Source organism: Streptomyces sp. CB02261, from assembly GCF_001905665.1.
GTDB lineage: Bacteria > Actinomycetota > Actinomycetes > Streptomycetales > Streptomycetaceae > Streptomyces.
Genome location: NZ_LIVX01000001.1, coordinates 240,923 through 256,877, shown reverse-complemented (window position 1 = coordinate 256,877; position 15,955 = coordinate 240,923). Strand labels below are relative to the sequence as shown.

General features: G+C 73.7%; 10 protein-coding genes. 3 read left to right on the top strand and 7 right to left on the bottom strand.

The genetic code is table 11. From position 1 onward, the window contains the following. Positions 1-53: 53 nt before the first annotated feature. From AMK29_RS01130 to AMK29_RS01100, 7 genes are all read right to left on the bottom strand, one after another. On the bottom strand, positions 54-884 hold the full coding sequence (locus AMK29_RS01130; RefSeq protein WP_073806704.1) for an HpcH/HpaI aldolase/citrate lyase family protein: 831 nt from the start codon (positions 882-884) through the stop codon (positions 54-56). After that, the gene (locus AMK29_RS01125; RefSeq protein WP_073806703.1) at positions 881-2,104 is read right to left on the bottom strand and encodes a CaiB/BaiF CoA transferase family protein; all 1,224 of its coding nucleotides are present in this window, start codon (positions 2,102-2,104) and stop codon (positions 881-883) included. The genes AMK29_RS01130 and AMK29_RS01125 overlap by 4 nt, the downstream gene beginning before the upstream one ends. Then, positions 2,101-3,021, bottom strand: a complete 921-nt coding sequence (gene rbsK / locus AMK29_RS01120; protein ID WP_073806702.1) for a ribokinase — start codon at positions 3,019-3,021, stop codon at positions 2,101-2,103. Before rbsK ends, AMK29_RS01125 begins: the two co-directional genes overlap by 4 nt. Beyond that, positions 3,018-4,427 carry an ADP-ribosylglycohydrolase family protein gene (locus AMK29_RS01115; protein ID WP_073806701.1) on the bottom strand — a complete coding sequence of 470 codons (1,410 nt, stop codon included), beginning with the start codon at positions 4,425-4,427 and terminating at the stop codon, positions 3,018-3,020. Before AMK29_RS01115 ends, rbsK begins: the two co-directional genes overlap by 4 nt. Beyond that, positions 4,424-5,575: an ADP-ribosylglycohydrolase family protein gene (locus AMK29_RS01110; RefSeq protein WP_073806700.1), complete on the bottom strand. Its 1,152-nt coding sequence runs from the start codon at positions 5,573-5,575 to the stop codon at positions 4,424-4,426. Before AMK29_RS01110 ends, AMK29_RS01115 begins: the two co-directional genes overlap by 4 nt. After that, positions 5,556-6,812 (bottom strand): ADP-ribosylglycohydrolase family protein, encoded by a 1,257-nt coding sequence (locus tag AMK29_RS01105; RefSeq protein ID WP_443334051.1) that lies wholly within the window; start codon positions 6,810-6,812, stop codon positions 5,556-5,558. The genes AMK29_RS01110 and AMK29_RS01105 overlap by 20 nt, the downstream gene beginning before the upstream one ends. 542 nt (positions 6,813-7,354) lie before the next feature. Further along, entirely contained in the window at positions 7,355-8,350 is a 996-nt protein-coding gene (locus AMK29_RS01100) for an ADP-ribosylglycohydrolase family protein (protein ID WP_073806699.1), read from the bottom strand. Positions 8,351-8,602: 252 nt separating this feature from the next. Between AMK29_RS01100 and AMK29_RS01095 the strand changes: the two genes are divergently transcribed. The 3 genes from AMK29_RS01095 to AMK29_RS01085 all read left to right on the top strand — a co-directional run bounded on the left by AMK29_RS01095 (position 8,603) and on the right by AMK29_RS01085 (position 15,923). Then, the gene (locus tag AMK29_RS01095) at positions 8,603-9,331 is read left to right on the top strand and encodes a VIT1/CCC1 transporter family protein (RefSeq protein ID WP_073806698.1); all 729 of its coding nucleotides are present in this window, start codon (positions 8,603-8,605) and stop codon (positions 9,329-9,331) included. A gap of 573 nt (positions 9,332-9,904) precedes the next feature. Continuing rightward, positions 9,905-14,470, top strand: a complete 4,566-nt coding sequence (gene gltB, locus AMK29_RS01090; protein WP_073806697.1) for a glutamate synthase large subunit — start codon at positions 9,905-9,907, stop codon at positions 14,468-14,470. Then, positions 14,463-15,923, top strand: coding sequence for a glutamate synthase subunit beta (locus tag AMK29_RS01085; protein WP_073806696.1), 1,461 nt, complete (start codon positions 14,463-14,465; stop codon positions 15,921-15,923). The genes gltB and AMK29_RS01085 overlap by 8 nt, the downstream gene beginning before the upstream one ends. Positions 15,924-15,955 lie beyond the last annotated feature (32 nt).

Sequence of the window (15,955 nt, the reverse complement as noted above, 5' to 3'; positions counted from 1 at the left end):
GCCGCCGGGACCGTGAGGTCCCGGCGGCCCTTCCGTCTGCCGGGGTACGGGCGTCAGCCCGTCCGGGCCGCGAGGGCGAGGACCCGGTGGGCACCCTCCACCACCGCCGCGTCGACGAAGCGGCCGTCCGGCAGGGCGAGCGCGCCCCGTCCGGTCTCGGCCGCGGTGACGACCTCCCGCGCCGCGTCGACCTCCTCCGGGGTGGGGAGATAGGCGCGCTCGATGACCGGGAGCTGGCGGGGGTGGATGGCCGCCCGGCCGAGGAAGCCCATGGCCCGGCCCCGGGCGCAGCCGGCGGCCAGCGCGTCCAGGTCGCCGATGTCGGGGTGGACCGACTGGGCCGGCGGGGGGAGGGCGGCCGCGCGGGCCGCGACCACCACCCGGCCGCGCGACCAGTCCAGGGCGCTGTCCTCCCGTACCCCCAGGTCGGCGCGGAGGTCGGCTTCGCCGAGCGCGACGCCCCGCACGGCGGGGTGGGCGGTGGCGATGGCGTACGCGTGCTCCACGGCGAGGGCGTTCTCCAGGAGCGGGTACAGGGGGACGTCCGGGGCCAGCCCGGCGATCCGGTGGATGTCGGTGGCGTGTGTCACCTTGGGAACCCGGAGACCTCGGAGGCCGGGGAGGGGGGCCAGGGTGGGGATGTCGTGCACGGAGTGGACACGGACATGGACCGGGACGGGGTGGGGGTCCGCGAGCAGATCGGCCGTGGCGTCGAGGGCGTACGCCTTGCGGTGCGGGGCGACCGCGTCCTCCAGGTCGACGATCACCACGTCGGCGCCGGAGGCCAGGGCCTTGCGGACGACGTCGGGACGGTCGCCCGGGGCGTACAGCCAGGTGAGGGGCGTGCGGACCCGGTGGAGAGCCTCGACGGCCGGCGCGCTCATACCGCCCCCTGGTCGCGGAGACGGTCGATCTCGGCGGAGGTGAGGCCGAGTTCGGTGAGGACGGCGGTGGTGTCGGCGCCGTGGGGGCGGCCGGACCAGCGGATGGCTCCGGGCGTCTCGGAGAGGCGGAAGAGGACGTTCTGCATCTTGATCGGGCCGAGTTCGGGGTCCTGTACCTCGGTGACGGTGCCGAGCGCCCGGTACTGCGGGTCGTCGACGACGTCACGGATGTCGTAGACGGGGGCGATGGCCGCCTCCGCCTTCTCGAAGGCCGCCATCGCCTCCTCGCGGGTGCGGCGGGCGATCCAGGCGCCGACCGCCTCGTCCAGGACGTCCGCGTGCTCGGCCCGGCCCGTGCCGTCGGCGAACCACGGCTCGTCGATCAGGTCCGGGCGGCCGACGAGCCGCATCACCCGCTCGGCGATCGACTGGGCGGAGGTGGAGACGGCGACCCAGGAGCCGTCGGCGGTCCGGTAGGTGTTGCGCGGCGCGTTGTTGCGGGAGCGGTTGCCGGTCCGGGGCTGGACGTAACCGAGCTGGTCGTACCAGAGGGGGTGGGGGCCGATGACGGCGAGCATCGGTTCGATGATCGCCATGTCGACGACCTGGCCGCGTCCGGTGGTCGTCCTGGCGGTGAGCGCGGTCATCACCGCGTACGCCGTGGCCAGGGCGGCGATCGAGTCGGCCAGACCGAAGGGGGGCAGGGTGGGCGGGCCGTCGGGCTCGCCGGTGATCGCGGCGAACCCGCTCATGGCCTCGGCGAGGGTGCCGAAGCCGGGACGGTGGGCGTACGGGCCGAACTGGCCGAAGCCGGTGACGCGGGCGAGGACGAGGCGCGGGTTGACGGTGGAGAGCTCCTCCCAGCCGAGGCCCCAGCGCTCCAGCGTGCCGGGGCGGAAGTTCTCCACGATCACGTCGGCGTCGGCGGCGAGCGCCAGCAGGGTGTCCCGGCCTCCCGGCGAGGACAGGTCGAGGGTGATCGCCCGCTTGTTGCGGCCGAGGACCTTCCACCACAGGCCGACGCCGTCCTTGGCGGGGCCGTGGCCACGGGACGGATCGGGCTTGCGGGGGTGCTCGACCTTGACGACGTCGGCGCCGAAGTCGCCGAGCATCGTGGCGGCGAGCGGACCGGCGAAGAGGGTCGCGAGATCGAGGACGCGCAGCCCGCGCAGGGGCGGCGCGGGGGCGGCGGGCGCGGTGACGGGTGCGGTGACGGTCATACGGGGTCGGCCTCCAGGGAGTCGGGGGAGTGGAAGGCCGCCTCGATCTCGACGCGGTACGGCATCGAGGTCGACGCGCCCTCGCGCCGCACGGAGAGCGCGGCGGCGGCCTGCGCCCAGGCCAGGGCCTCCGGGGCGGGGCGGCCCTCGCCGAGGGCCACCGCGAGCGCGCCGACGAAGGTGTCGCCCGCCCCGGTGGTGTCCACGGCCCGGACGCGGGGGGCGGGCACCTCGACCGGATCGGCGCCTCGCGCCGCGTACAGGCTGCCGGCCGCCCCCAGGGTGACGACCACCTCGGGGACGTCCCGGAGCAGGGCTCGGGCGGCCTCGCGCGGGTCGGTGAGGCCGGTGAGCGCGGCGGCCTCGTGCTCGTTGGGCACCAACAGGTCGATCGAGGCGAGGAGTTCGGGCGGGAGCGGCCGGGCGGGGGCGGGGGTGAGGACGGTGCGGACGCCAAGCCTGCGGGCGGTCGCGGCGCCCTCCACGACGACGGAGAGGGGGAGTTCGAGCTGGAGGAGCAGGGTGTCCGCGGTGCCGATGAGCGCCTCGTCGCCGTGGGTCAGGGAGGTGACGGTGCCGTTGGCGCCGGGGACGACGACGATCGCGTTGCCGCCCTCGTCGTCGACGACGATGTGCGCGGTGCCGGACGAGCCCTCGGCGGTGCGCAGCAGGTCGGTGTCCACCGCGCAGTGCTCCAGGGTGGCGCGGAGCCGCGCCCCGAAGTCGTCCGCGCCGACGGCGCCGATCATCGCCACCTCGCCGCCCGCGCGGGCGGCGGCGACGGCCTGGTTGGCGCCCTTGCCGCCGGGGATCGTGCGGAAGGAGCGGCCGGTGACGGTCTCGCCGAGCGCCGGGGCCTGCGGCACGTAGGCGACGAGGTCCATGTTCGTGCTGCCGAGAACGACGATGCTGGTCATGGGCGTACTGCCTCCCGATGGGTCAGTTCGGCCAGGGTGTCGAATCCGATGCCGTCGAAGGACGGCACCGAGGTCGAGAGCCGGTTCTTGAGGGGGGACGTCCAGTGCTCGGGGAGCCGGTCGGGGTGACCGGCGAGCAGTCCGGCGACGGAGCCGGCGGTGGCGCCGTTGGAGTCGGTGTCCCAGCCGCCGGAGACGGCCGCGCAGACGGAGCGGGAGAAGTCGCCGTCGGCGTGGGTGAGGGCGGCGGCGACCAGGGCGGCGTTCGGGACGGCATGCACCCAGTGGTACCCGCCGAGTTCGGCGTGCAGCCGGTCGACGACCGTGTCGAAGTCGGGTGTGGCGCGGGCGGACGCGATGCCGAGGCGGACGGCCCCGGCGAGGCGTGAGCGGGGCGGGATCACCGCGAGCCCGGCGGCGAGCGACCGGTGGACGTCGGCGGTGCCGGTGGCGGCCGTGGCGAGGGTGGCGGCGACGAACATGGCGCCGTAGACGCCGTTCGCGGTGTGGGTGAGCACCGCGTCCCGATGGGCCTGTCCAGCGGCGGCGACCGGGTCGCCCGGGCAGGTCCAGCCGTGGACGTCGGCGCGGATCTGGGCGCCGATCCACTCACGGAAGGGGTTGCGGTGGACGGCGGTCAGCGGGGGTTCCACGCCGTCGAGGAGGTTGCGGTAGGCGACGCGCTCGGCCGTGAAGGTGCGGCCGGCGGGAAGCTCGTCGAGCCAGAGGCGGGCGACGTCGGCGGTGGTGAAGTCGCGGCCGTGCCGCTGGAGGAGCAGCAGATCGAGCAGGGGGTAGTTGAGGTCGTCGTCCTCGGGCATGCCGTCGATGTTCTCGGCGAGGGAGGTGGTGGCGGAGCGGCGGTTCCAGGGGTGTGCGTCGAGCAGCTCGCCGGGGACGCCTCGGGCGGTGAACCAGGTGGAGAGGGGCCAGTTGCCCGCGGCGCGCGCGAGGTCGCGGATGGCGGACAGGGGCAGTTTCTCGACGGGCTTGCCGAGCAGGCATCCGACGGCGCGGCCCAGCCAGGCGGCGTGCAGGCGGTCGCGGAGGCCCTCGGGGGCTTCGCCCGCGAGACCGGTGGGCCTCCGCGCGCTCGGGGCCGCCGCGCACGCCGCGGGCGGCGTGGTGTGGGGGGTCGTCAGCGCCCGGATGTCGGGGAGCGCGGTCGGTTCGCGCTCCCCGAGGGGGGTGGGGAGGGCCGCCAGGGCGTCCAGGAGTTCCGTCGCCAGGGGGCGCAGGTCGGGGCGGGCCACCGTGGACGCGCCGGCCGACTCCGGGGCCGGAGGGCCGCCCGCCGCCGCCCAGCGGGCCGCGAGGGCGCTCGCGTCGCGCCCGTCCTCGCGTGCCTGCCGGAGCTCGTGGCCCACCAGGTCCTCCGGCTGGACCCAGGTCAGGCGGAGGTTCACCGGGCGCCGCTCGTCAGGGCGGTGAACGCGGCCTCGTGGGCCCGGCGGCGCTCCGCGTCCCGTGCGAACACCTCGCGGGTCACCTCGGTCAGCGCCCGCGCCGGGGCGTGCAGGTCGAGGCGGCTCGCCTCCGCCACCCGCTTCGCCCAGTCGGCGGGCACCGCGGACTCGCCGTGCAGCGCGCCCGCGATCGCGCCCGCCATCGTCGCGATCGAGTCGCAGTCGCGGCCGTAGTTGACCGCGCCCAGGACCGTACGGCGGTAGTCGCCCTCGCCGACGAGGAGCATGCCCAGGGCGACGGGAAGTTCCTCGATCGCGTGCAGGCGGGAGGGGCGGCGGGCGCCGAGGGAGGGGGAGCGGTAGTCGGGGCCGACCGAGTCGAAGGGCGCCACCGCCTTGCGGAGCGGGGTCAGGGCCGACTCGAAGTCCGTGTGGCGCTCGGCCACTTCGGCGACCGCCTCGATCGCCGAGCGCGTGCCGTCCTTGGCCAGGGCCAGGGCCGTCCCCACCACCGAGGACGCCGTGGCCCCCGGCGCGCACGCCGCCGCCACCGCCGCCGCGAACACGCCGGCCGCCTCACGGCCGTACGAGGACTGGTGCGCCCCCGCGACGTCGAGGGCCTCGGCGTACGCGGCCTCCGGATGGGCCGCGTTGACGAGCCCGACGGGGGCCATGTACATCGCCGCGCCGCAGTTGACGATGTTGCCGCTGCCGGCCTCGCGCGGGTCCACATGGCCGTAGTGGAGCCGGGCCACGATCCACTTCTCGGCCAGGAAGATCCGCTGGAGCGGCAGCGCCTCCGCCTCCAGTTCGGGGATCCAGACGGGGGAGCCCATGAGTTCGGGGACGAGGTGGTCCGCGACCGCGTACGCGTCGAGGTGGCCGCGGACCTTCTCGTACACCCGGATCAGGGCGTGGGTCATCAAGGTGTCGTCGGTGACGTGTCCGTCGCCCTTGTGGTACGGGGCGATGGGGCGGGCGGTACGCCACTCGCCGCCGTTCCAGGGGCCGACGACGCCGGTGACGCGGCCGCCGTGGCGTTCCAGGATCTGCTCGGGGGTGTAGCCCTCGACGGGGCCGCCGAGCGCGTCGCCGACGGCGGCCCCGACGAGACTGCCGGTGATCCGGTCATCCAGTGTGGGTGTCATGTCGGAATTGTCCACCCGGGGTGGCCGGTTCCGTGGCTGCGAGCAGCCCGGCGAGTTCGACCAGATCCGTGCCCGCGAGCCGGGGCAGCGCGCAGCCCGCGAGCGTCCGGCACGCCTCGCGCCAGGCCGGCGGCACCGAACGGCCGCCGCCCAGCGCCCCCGTGAGCGCGCCCGCGAGCGCCGGGGCGGAGTCGGCGACCCGCGAGAGGCAGACGGCGGCCGGCACGGCGGCCGTCATCTCGCCGCGCGCGGCGGTGGCGAGCGCGAGCGCCACGGGCACGGTCTCGGCGGCGGCGATGCCGTAGCTGTAGACGTGGTCGACGATCTGGTGCTCCAGGAGCGGGACGAGCGCGAAGGCCGAACCGGCGGTGTGGGCCAGCTTCACCGCGTGCCGGGAGTTGCGGCCGATCTCCGTGGCGGGCGGGAGTTCGTCGAGCGCCGCCTCGACGCTCTCGTCGACCGTCGCCCCGCCGAAGGCCGCGGCGACGGCCGCCGCCATCGCGCGGGCGCCGTGGACGCCGTCGCCGTCCTGGGTGTACCGGGCGTCGAACTCCGCCAGTTCGGCGGCGGCGCGCGGGTCGCCGGGGTGGACGAGGGCGAGGACCACGGCCCGTACACAGGCGGCGTCGTCGAAGAAGTGCGGGTTGTCGTGGCCGGTCGCGGGGGGACGCAGGCCGGTGGCGAGGTTGCCGAGGCCCGCGCGGACGGAGATCCGGGCGCGGAGCGGGAGGACGGCCGACTCGATCTCGGGAGCGCGGTCCGCCGCGGCGGCGACCTGGTCGGCGAGGGCGTTCCAGGCGAGGTTCACGGAGGCGCGGAGGCGGCGCTCCGGGGGGAGGCCGGCGAAGCCGGGGCCGGAGGCGGTGAGGACCGCCTCGGCCGTGAAGACCGCCCACTCGGCGTCGTCGGAGGGGCCGAGGCGGAGGGGCTCGGGGGGCTGGTTGAGGGCGATGGGGACGGGGAGGGTGGTCGTGGCGTTCTGCTCGGCGAAGGTGTCGAGCTCGCGGGTGAGGCGGCGGGTCCACTCGGGCATGCGGGCGGCGCGGTGCCTGGCGGCGGGCCAACCGGCGGCGTCGCCCGCGGCGAGGCCGAGGAGGAGGCCCTCGATCGCGTCGCGGGGCGGTCGTGCTCCGGCCGGTGCGGCCGGTGCGGGGGCGACGTGGTCGCGTGCGCCGCCCCGCGCGGGGGAGGGGCGGCCGCCGGGCTGGGACGCCGGGTCCTCGGGGTCGGCGAGCAGGGGGCCGGGGCCGGGCGGTGGGGTCGGGTCCTCGGGGTCGGCGAGCAGCGGGCCGGCACCCGGCGGTGGGCTCGGGTCCTCGGGGTCGGCGAGCAGCGGGCCGGCACCCGGCACCGTGAGCTGTGCCCACCCGTCCCGCCCTGCGGGACGACTGCCCACAGCGGTGCCGGCCGTGTCTCGGCCCGGAGCTGCGGCGGTGCCGGCCGTGTCTCGGCCCGGAGCTGCGGTGGTGTCGGTCGGGGCGGGGCTGACGGCCGCTGCGAGGAGGGTGTCGGTGGCGGGGCTGGTGCTTGCCGTGAGGGGGGTGTCGGCGGCGGTGTTGGCCGTGCCTCGGCTCGGGGCCGCGGTGGTGTCGGTCGGGGCGGGGCTGACGGCCACTGCGAGGAGGGTGTCGGTGGCGGGGCCGGTGGCTGCCGTGAGGGGGATGTCGACTGCGGGGCCCGCGCCTGCCATGAGGGCGGTGCCGCCGGTGGGGGCTGAGCCCGCTGCGAGAGGGGTGGCCACGGTCGTGTCGGTGGGGGGTGTCGTGTCGTGGGGGTTCATCAGGTGTCCGCCTCCGGGGTCAGAAGGTCCGCTACGTCCAGGACGTGGTAGCCGCGCATCGACGGGAGGCAGCTGCCCGTCACCGGGGTGATGGCCGAGGCCCAGGCCTCCGGGATCGCGCGCAGGCCGCCGGCCGCGCCTGCCAGCGCGCCCGCCACCGCCGCCGTGGTGTCGGCGTCGCGGCCCATGTTGACGGCCGTCAGGACGGCCGTACGGAAGTCGCCGCGCGCCGCGGCGAACGCGCCGAACGCCAGGCCCACCGCCTCCGGGGCCAGGTCCGTCCAGGGGTAGCCGCCGATGACGACCGCCGAGCGGACCTGGCGTTCCCGGGTGAGCGGGTCCGGCTGGACCCGCTGGGCGGCCACCACCGCGCGGCGCAGCGAGCGGGCCGTCCACGAGTCCATCGGGACGACCGAGAGGGCCGCCGCGATCACCGAGGTCACGCCCGCCCCCGCCATCGCCGCCGCGACCCCCGCCGCGACCGCCTGCCCGCCGTAGATGCCCTCGCCGTCGTGGCTGACGCTGCCGTCGATGGCGACGAGCCGCGCCGCCTCCGCCGGGCGTCCGGCCGCGAACACCCCGAAGGGCGCCGCGCGCATGGCGAGCCCGTCGCTCCAGGCGTGCCGGTGCTGGGCGGAGATGGGCGCGGCGAGGCCCCGGCGGAGGTTCTCCAGAGTGCCGCGCTCGGAGAACCCCGCGCCGCGGAACGGCCCCTCGTCGAGGTCGGCGATCCAGTGGTGCCAGGCCCGTTCGACGTGCCGGACGGTGAGGGCGGAGCCGTGCCGCGCGAGGAGCAGCGCCGAGAAGATGGCGTACTCGGTGTCGTCCGTCCCGGCCGGGCTGTCCGTCACGAAGCCCTCGATCCGGCCCCAGCGGCGGCGGATCTCGGAGGGCCGCATGTTCTCGGCGGGCGCGCCGAGCGCGTCGCCGACGGCGAGGCCGAGGAGCGCCCCTCTCGCCCGTTCACGCGTGTCGCATGCCGTGGTGGTCACCATCTCGCGGCCCCTTCCTCGGGAGAGGCGCACCGATGGCGCCCCGATGCCTGGATCTGTGCCACCACGGGCCGCGAACTCGCCGAAGAAACGTCTCTGTCACCCGCCTGACACCACGCCAGAACCGGTTCCCACAGCAAGGCAGACCTTAGTAAGTACGGCCTGCCTTGCTGGCGCGCCCCTTACATCGCGCGTATTTTCGAAGGTGTTGGGGGCGGCGGGTGCGACCCGGCCCGCCGGAACGAGGGGAGAGCCATGTCCATCATCGAAGCTCAGGCGCCGCTGCACGAGGCCCACCGCGACAACCACACGCACCGCGACGTGAACGGCGGCTGGCTGCGCCCCGCCGTGTTCGGCGCGATGGACGGCCTGGTGTCCAACCTCGCCCTGATGACCGGTGTCGCCGGCGGCGCGGTCTCCACGCAGACCGTCGTCATCACCGGCCTCGCGGGGCTCGCGGCCGGCGCCTTCTCGATGGCGGCGGGCGAGTACACCTCCGTCGCCTCGCAGCGCGAACTCGTCCAGGCGGAACTGGACGTCGAGCGCCGCCAGTTGCGCAAGCACCCCGTCGACGAGATGGAGGAGCTGGCCGCCCTCTACGTCTCCCGTGGTGTCGAGCCCGCGCTCGCCCGCGAGGTCGCGATGCAGCTGTCGAAGGACCCCGAGCAGGCCCTGGAGATCCACGCGCGCGAGGAGCTCGGCATCGATCCGGACGACCTCCCGTCGCCGACGGTCGCCGCGGTCTCGTCCTTCGGTTCGTTCGCGCTCGGCGCGCTGCTCCCCGTGTTGCCCTACCTGCTCGGGGCGACCGCGCTCTGGCCCGCCGTGCTGCTCGCGCTCGTCGGCCTCTTCGCCTGCGGCGCGCTCGTGGCCCGGGTGACCGCCCGGGGCTGGCTCTTCAGCGGGCTGCGCCAGCTCGTGCTCGGCGGCGCCGCGGCGGCCGTCACGTACGGCCTCGGCATGCTCCTGGGGGCCGCGCTGTAGCCACCCGTACGGGAGACGTACCCCCCCTCCCGTACCGGAACGGATTCCGTACCCCTCGCGCGCGACCAGGAGGCCCCCTCATGGGGCCTTTCGGTCGTTCCGGGGCGCCATTGCGGGATGAAGGCCGCATATCCCCTGTGACGTATCTCCCTGGCCCGATCCGCCGCTGCAATGAGACAATATGCAGGACGCCACATATGTAGCCGGTTACCCGGCGGTTTCGAACCCGTGACCATCGGGAATGAGGCATGAGCGCCGCTGGGCAACGAAGCCCACTCAGCGACGGGCCGCCATGGGTCCGGAGATCATCCGGACCGCCGTGATCCGTCCCCGCGGGACAGCTCCTGTCGCCGCACCTCACAGGTGAACCCCAGGTGAACCCCACAGGTGAACCCCCACCACCGCTGCGTGTCCGCGGTGTCCGCATGCTGGAATGAGCTATCCACTTCGCGAGAAGCCAGCCATCATGTAACCTGCACGAAATTTCGCGGAGGGCCAACGTCGTCCCTCGGCAGTCGCACCCCCAGACCCGTCTGGGAGATGCCCCCAGCCACGACGACGACGGGAGAGCCGATGCGTTCCGACGCCTGGTCGCCCATGGACGGTCGCCCCACTCCGCAGGGGATGTACGACCCCCGTAACGAACACGACGCCTGTGGTGTCGGGTTCGTGGCCACCCTCACCGGTGTAGCCAGCCACGCGCTGGTCGAGCAGGCGCTGACCGTACTGCGCAACCTCGAGCACCGCGGCGCCACCGGCTCCGAGCCCGACTCCGGTGACGGCGCCGGCATCCTGCTCCAGGTCCCGGACGCCTTCCTGCGCGAGGTCACCGACTTCGAGCTCCCCGCCGCCGGCGCGTACGCCGTCGGCATCGCCTTCCTGCCCGCCGACGCCCCCGCACAGGCCGTCGAGCGGATCGAGGCCATCGCCGCCGAAGAGCGCCTGACCGTCCTCGGCTGGCGCGAGGTCCCTGTCGCCCCCGAGCTGCTCGGCGCCTCCGCCCGCTCCACCATGCCGGTCTTCCGCCAGCTCTTCGTGACGGACGCGGACACCGCGGCCACCGGCATCGCGCTGGACCGCAAGGCCTTCGTGCTGCGCAAGCGCGCCGAGCGCGAGGCCGCGACGTACTTCCCGTCGCTCTCCGCCCGCACGATCGTCTACAAGGGCATGCTGACCACCGGCCAGCTGGAGCCCTTCTTCCCGGACCTGTCGGACCGCCGCTGTGCCACCGCCGTGGCCCTGGTCCACTCCCGGTTCTCCACCAACACCTTCCCGAGCTGGCCGCTGGCCCACCCGTACCGGTTCGTCGCCCACAACGGTGAGATCAACACCGTCAAGGGCAACCGGAACTGGATGACGGCCCGCGAGGCCCAGCTCGCCTCCGACGTCTTCGGCGAGGGCTCGCTGGAGCGGATCTTCCCGATCTGCACCCCGGACGCCTCCGACTCGGCCTCCTTCGACGAGGTCCTGGAGCTCCTCCACCTCGGCGGCCGCTCGCTGCCGCACGCGGTCCTGATGATGGTCCCGGAGGCGTGGGAGAACCACGAGACCATGGACCCCGCCCGCCGCGCCTTCTACCAGTACCACTCCACGATGATGGAGCCCTGGGACGGCCCGGCCTGCGTCACCTTCACCGACGGCGTCCAGGTCGGCGCGGTCCTCGACCGCAACGGTCTGCGCCCCGGCCGCTACTGGGTCACCGACGAGGGCCTCGTCGTCCTCTCCTCCGAGGTCGGCGTCCTCGACATCGACCCCGCCAAGGTCGTCCGCAAGGGCCGCCTCCAGCCCGGCAAGATGTTCCTCGTCGACACCGCCGAGCACCGCATCGTCGAGGACGACGAGATCAAGGCCGCCCTCGCCGCCGAGAACCCGTACGCGGAGTGGCTGGAGACCGGCGAGATCGAGCTCTCCGACCTCCCCGAGCGCGAGCACATCGTGCACACCCACGCCTCGGTCACCCGCCGCCAGCAGACCTTCGGCTACACCGAGGAAGAGCTCCGCGTCATCCTCGCCCCGATGGCCCGCACCGGCGGCGAGCCCCTCGGCTCCATGGGTACGGACTCGCCGATCGCGGCCCTGTCCGCCCGCCCGCGGCTGCTCTTCGACTACTTCACCCAGCTCTTCGCGCAGGTCACCAACCCGCCGCTCGACGCGATCCGCGAAGAGCTCGTGACCTCGCTGCGCTCCTCGCTCGGCCCCCAGGGCAACCTCCTGGAGCCGACTCCCGGGGCGTGTCGCAGCGTCACCCTGCCCTTCCCGGTGATCGACAACGACGAGCTGGCCAAGCTCATCCACATCAACGCCGACGGCGACATGCCCGGCATGAAGGCCGCGACCCTCTCCGGCCTCTACCGGGTCTCCGGCGGCGGTGAGGCCCTCGCCGCCCGCATCGACGCGATCTGCGCCGAGGCCGACACCGCCATCGAGGGCGGCGCCCGCCTCATCGTGCTCTCCGACCGGCACTCCGACGCCGAGCACGCGCCGATCCCCTCGCTGCTGCTCACCGCGGCCGTCCACCACCACCTCATCCGCACCAAGCAGCGCACCAAGGTGGGCCTGCTCGTCGAGGCCGGTGACGTCCGCGAGGTCCACCACGTCGCCCTGCTCATCGGCTACGGCGCCGCGGCGGTCAACCCGTACCTCGCCATGGAGTCCGTCGAGGACCTCGTCCGCGCCGGCACCTTCATCGAGGGCCTGGAGCCCGAGCAGGCCATCCGGAACCTGATCTACGCCCTCGGCAAGGGCGTCCTCAAGGTCATGTCCAAGATGGGCATCTCCACCGTCGCCTCCTACCGCGGCGCCCAGGTCTTCGAGGCCGTCGGCCTCGACGAGACCTTCGTCGCCACGTACTTCAACGGCACGGCCACCAAGATCGGCGGCGCCGGTCTCGACGTCGTCGCCAAGGAGGTCGCCGCCCGCCACGCCAAGGCGTACCCCGTCTCCGGCGTCCCCTCGGCGCACCGCGCCCTGGACATCGGCGGCGAGTACCAGTGGCGCCGCGAGGGCGAGCCGCACCTGTTCGACCCGGAGACCGTCTTCCGTCTCCAGCACGCCACGCGCAACAAGCGGTACGACATCTTCAAGCAGTACACGGAGCGGGTGAACGAGCAGTCCGAGCGCCTGATGACGCTCCGCGGCCTCTTCGGCTTCACCTCCGACCGCCCGTCGATCCCCCTCGACGAGGTCGAGCCGGTCTCCGAGATCGTCAAGCGCTTCTCCACCGGCGCCATGTCGTACGGCTCCATCTCCCGCGAGGCGCACGAGACCCTCGCCATCGCCATGAACCAGCTGGGCGCCAAGTCCAACACCGGTGAGGGCGGCGAGGACCCGGACCGCCTCTACGACCCGGCCCGGCGCTCCGCGATCAAGCAGGTCGCCTCCGGCCGCTTCGGCGTGACCAGCGAGTACCTGGTCAACGCCGACGACATCCAGATCAAGATGGCCCAGGGCGCCAAGCCCGGCGAGGGCGGCCAGCTGCCCGGCCACAAGGTCTACCCGTGGGTCGCCAAGACGCGTCACTCGACGCCCGGCGTCGGCCTCATCTCGCCGCCGCCGCACCACGACATCTACTCCATCGAGGACCTGGCTCAGCTGATCCACGACCTCAAGAACGCCAACCCGGTCGCCCGCATCCACGTGAAGCTGGTCTCCGAGGTCGGCGTCGGCACGGTCGCCGCCGGTGTCTCCAAGGCCCACGCGGACGTCGTCCTCATCTCCGGCCACGACGGCGGAACGGGCGCCTCCCCGCTGACCTCGCTGAAGCACGCGGGCGGTCCCTGGGAGCTCGGCCTCGCCGAGACCCAGCAGACCCTGCTGCTCAACGGCCTGCGCGACCGGATCGTCGTCCAGACCGACGGCCAGCTCAAGACCGGCCGTGACGTCGTCATCGCCGCGCTGCTCGGCGCCGAGGAGTTCGGTTTCGCGACCGCGCCGCTCGTCGTCTCCGGCTGCGTCATGATGCGCGTCTGCCACCTGGACACCTGCCCGGTCGGCATCGCCACCCAGAACCCGGTCCTGAGGGACCGTTTCTCCGGCAAGGCCGAGTTCGTCGTCAACTTCTTCGAGTTCATCGCCGAGGAGGTCCGCGAGCTCCTCGCCGAGCTGGGCTTCCGCACCCTCGAAGAGGCCGTCGGCCACGCCGAGCTGCTCGACACCAGCCGCGCCGTCACCCACTGGAAGGCGCAGGGTCTCGACCTGGAGCCGCTCTTCTACGTGCCGGAGCTGCCCGAGGGCGCGGTCCGCCACGCCCTGGTCGAGCAGGACCACGGGCTGGAGAAGGCCCTCGACAACGAGCTGATCCAGCTCGCCGCCGAGGCCCTGAACGCCGCCTCCGCCGAGGAGGCCCAGCCGGTCCGCGCCCAGGTCGCCATCCGCAACATCAACCGCACGGTCGGCACCATGCTCGGCCACCAGGTGACGAAGAGGTTCGGTGGCGCCGGTCTCCCGGCCGACACCATCGACATCACCTTCACCGGCTCCGCCGGCCAGTCCTTTGGCGCCTTCCTGCCGAGCGGTGTCACCCTCCGCCTGGAGGGCGACGCCAACGACTACGTCGGCAAGGGCCTCTCCGGCGGCCGGGTGATCGTCCGTCCCGACCGGGGCGCCGACCACCTCGCCGAGTACTCCACCATCGCGGGCAACACCATCGGCTACGGAGCGACCGGCGGCGAGCTGTTCCTCCGCGGCCGCACCGGCGAGCGCTTCTGCGTCCGCAACTCCGGCGCCCTCGTCGTCTCGGAGGGCGTGGGCGACCACGGCTGCGAGTACATGACCGGCGGCACGGCGGTCGTCCTCGGCGAGACCGGACGCAACTTCGCGGCCGGCATGTCGGGCGGTGTCGCCTACGTCGTCGACCTCGACCGGGACAACGTCAACTCCGGCAACCTGGGCGCGATCGAGGCCCTGTCGGACACCGACAAGGCGTGGCTGCACGACGTCGTGCGCCGTCACCACGAGGAGACGGGCTCCACGGTCGCGGAGAAGCTGCTCGCCGACTGGGACGCCAACGCCGACCGGTTCAGCAAGATCATCCCCACCACGTACAAGGCAGTGCTCGCCGCCAAGGACGCCGCTGAGCTCGCCGGTCTCTCCGAGGCCGAGACCACCGAGAAGATGATGGAGGCGGCGACCCATGGCTGACCCCAAGGGCTTCCTGACCACCGGACGCGAGGTCGCCGAGACCCGCCCCGTGGCCGAGCGCGTCCGGGACTGGAACGAGGTCTACGTCCCCGGCTCCCTGCTGCCGATCATCAGCAAGCAGGCCGGCCGCTGCATGGACTGCGGCATCCCGTTCTGCCACAACGGCTGTCCCCTCGGGAACCTGATCCCCGAGTGGAACGACTACGCCTACCGCGAGGACTGGTCGGCGGCGCAGGAGCGCCTGCACGCCACCAACAACTTCCCGGAGTTCACCGGCCGCCTGTGCCCGGCGCCGTGCGAGTCCGCGTGCGTGCTCGGCATCAACCAGCCGGCCGTCACGATCAAGAACGTCGAAGTCTCCATCATCGACAAGGCCTGGGACGGAGGCGACGTCAAGCCGCAGGTCCCCGAGCGCCTGTCCGGCAAGACCGCCGCCGTCATCGGTTCGGGCCCGGCGGGTCTCGCCGCGGCCCAGCAGCTGACCCGGGCCGGCCACACCGTGGTCGTGTACGAGCGCGCCGACCGCATCGGCGGCCTGCTGCGCTACGGCATCCCCGAGTTCAAGATGGAGAAGCGGCACATCAACCGCCGCATCGAGCAGATGCGCGCGGAGGGCACCAAGTTCCGCACCGGCATAGAGATCGGGCGCGACCTGACGGCGACGGACCTGCGCAAGCGGTTCGACGCCGTGGTGATCGCCGCCGGCGCCACCACCGCCCGCGACCTGCCCGTCCCGGGCCGCGAGCTGAACGGCATCCACCAGGCCATGGAGTACCTGCCGCTCGCGAACAAGGTCGTCGAGGGTGACTTCGTCGCCCCGCCGATCACCGCCGAGGGCAAGCACGTCGTCGTCATCGGCGGCGGCGACACCGGCGCCGACTGCGTCGGCACGGCCCACCGCCAGGGCGCGGCCTCGGTCACGCAGCTGGAGATCATGCCCCGCCCGGGCGAGGAGCGGAACGCCGGCCAGCCCTGGCCGACCTTCCCCATGCTGTACAAGGTCACCTCCGCGCACGAGGAGGGCGGCGAGCGGGTCTACTCCGTCTCCACCACCCACTTCGAGGGCGACGAGGACGGCAACGTCCAGTCCCTCCACCTCGTCGAGGTCGAGTTCGTCGACGGCAAGCTGACCCAGAAGCCGGGCACGGAGCGCAGCATCCCCGCCCAGCTGGTCACGCTCGCGATGGGCTTCACCGGCACGGACGTGGAGAACGGCCTGGTCGCGCAGTTTGGTCTGGACCTCGATGAGCGGGGTAACATCGCCCGAGACGCGGACTTCGCCACCAACGTCGATGGCGTGTACGTCGCCGGCGACGCCGGCCGAGGCCAGTCGCTGATCGTCTGGGCCATCGCCGAGGGCCGCTCCGCCGCCCGTGGCGTGGACCGCTACCTGACCGGTGCCAGCTCCCTGCCGGCCCCGATCCGCCCGACGGACCGTTCCCTGACGGTCTGACCGGCCCCCTGAGAACGTCCCGTACAACGACG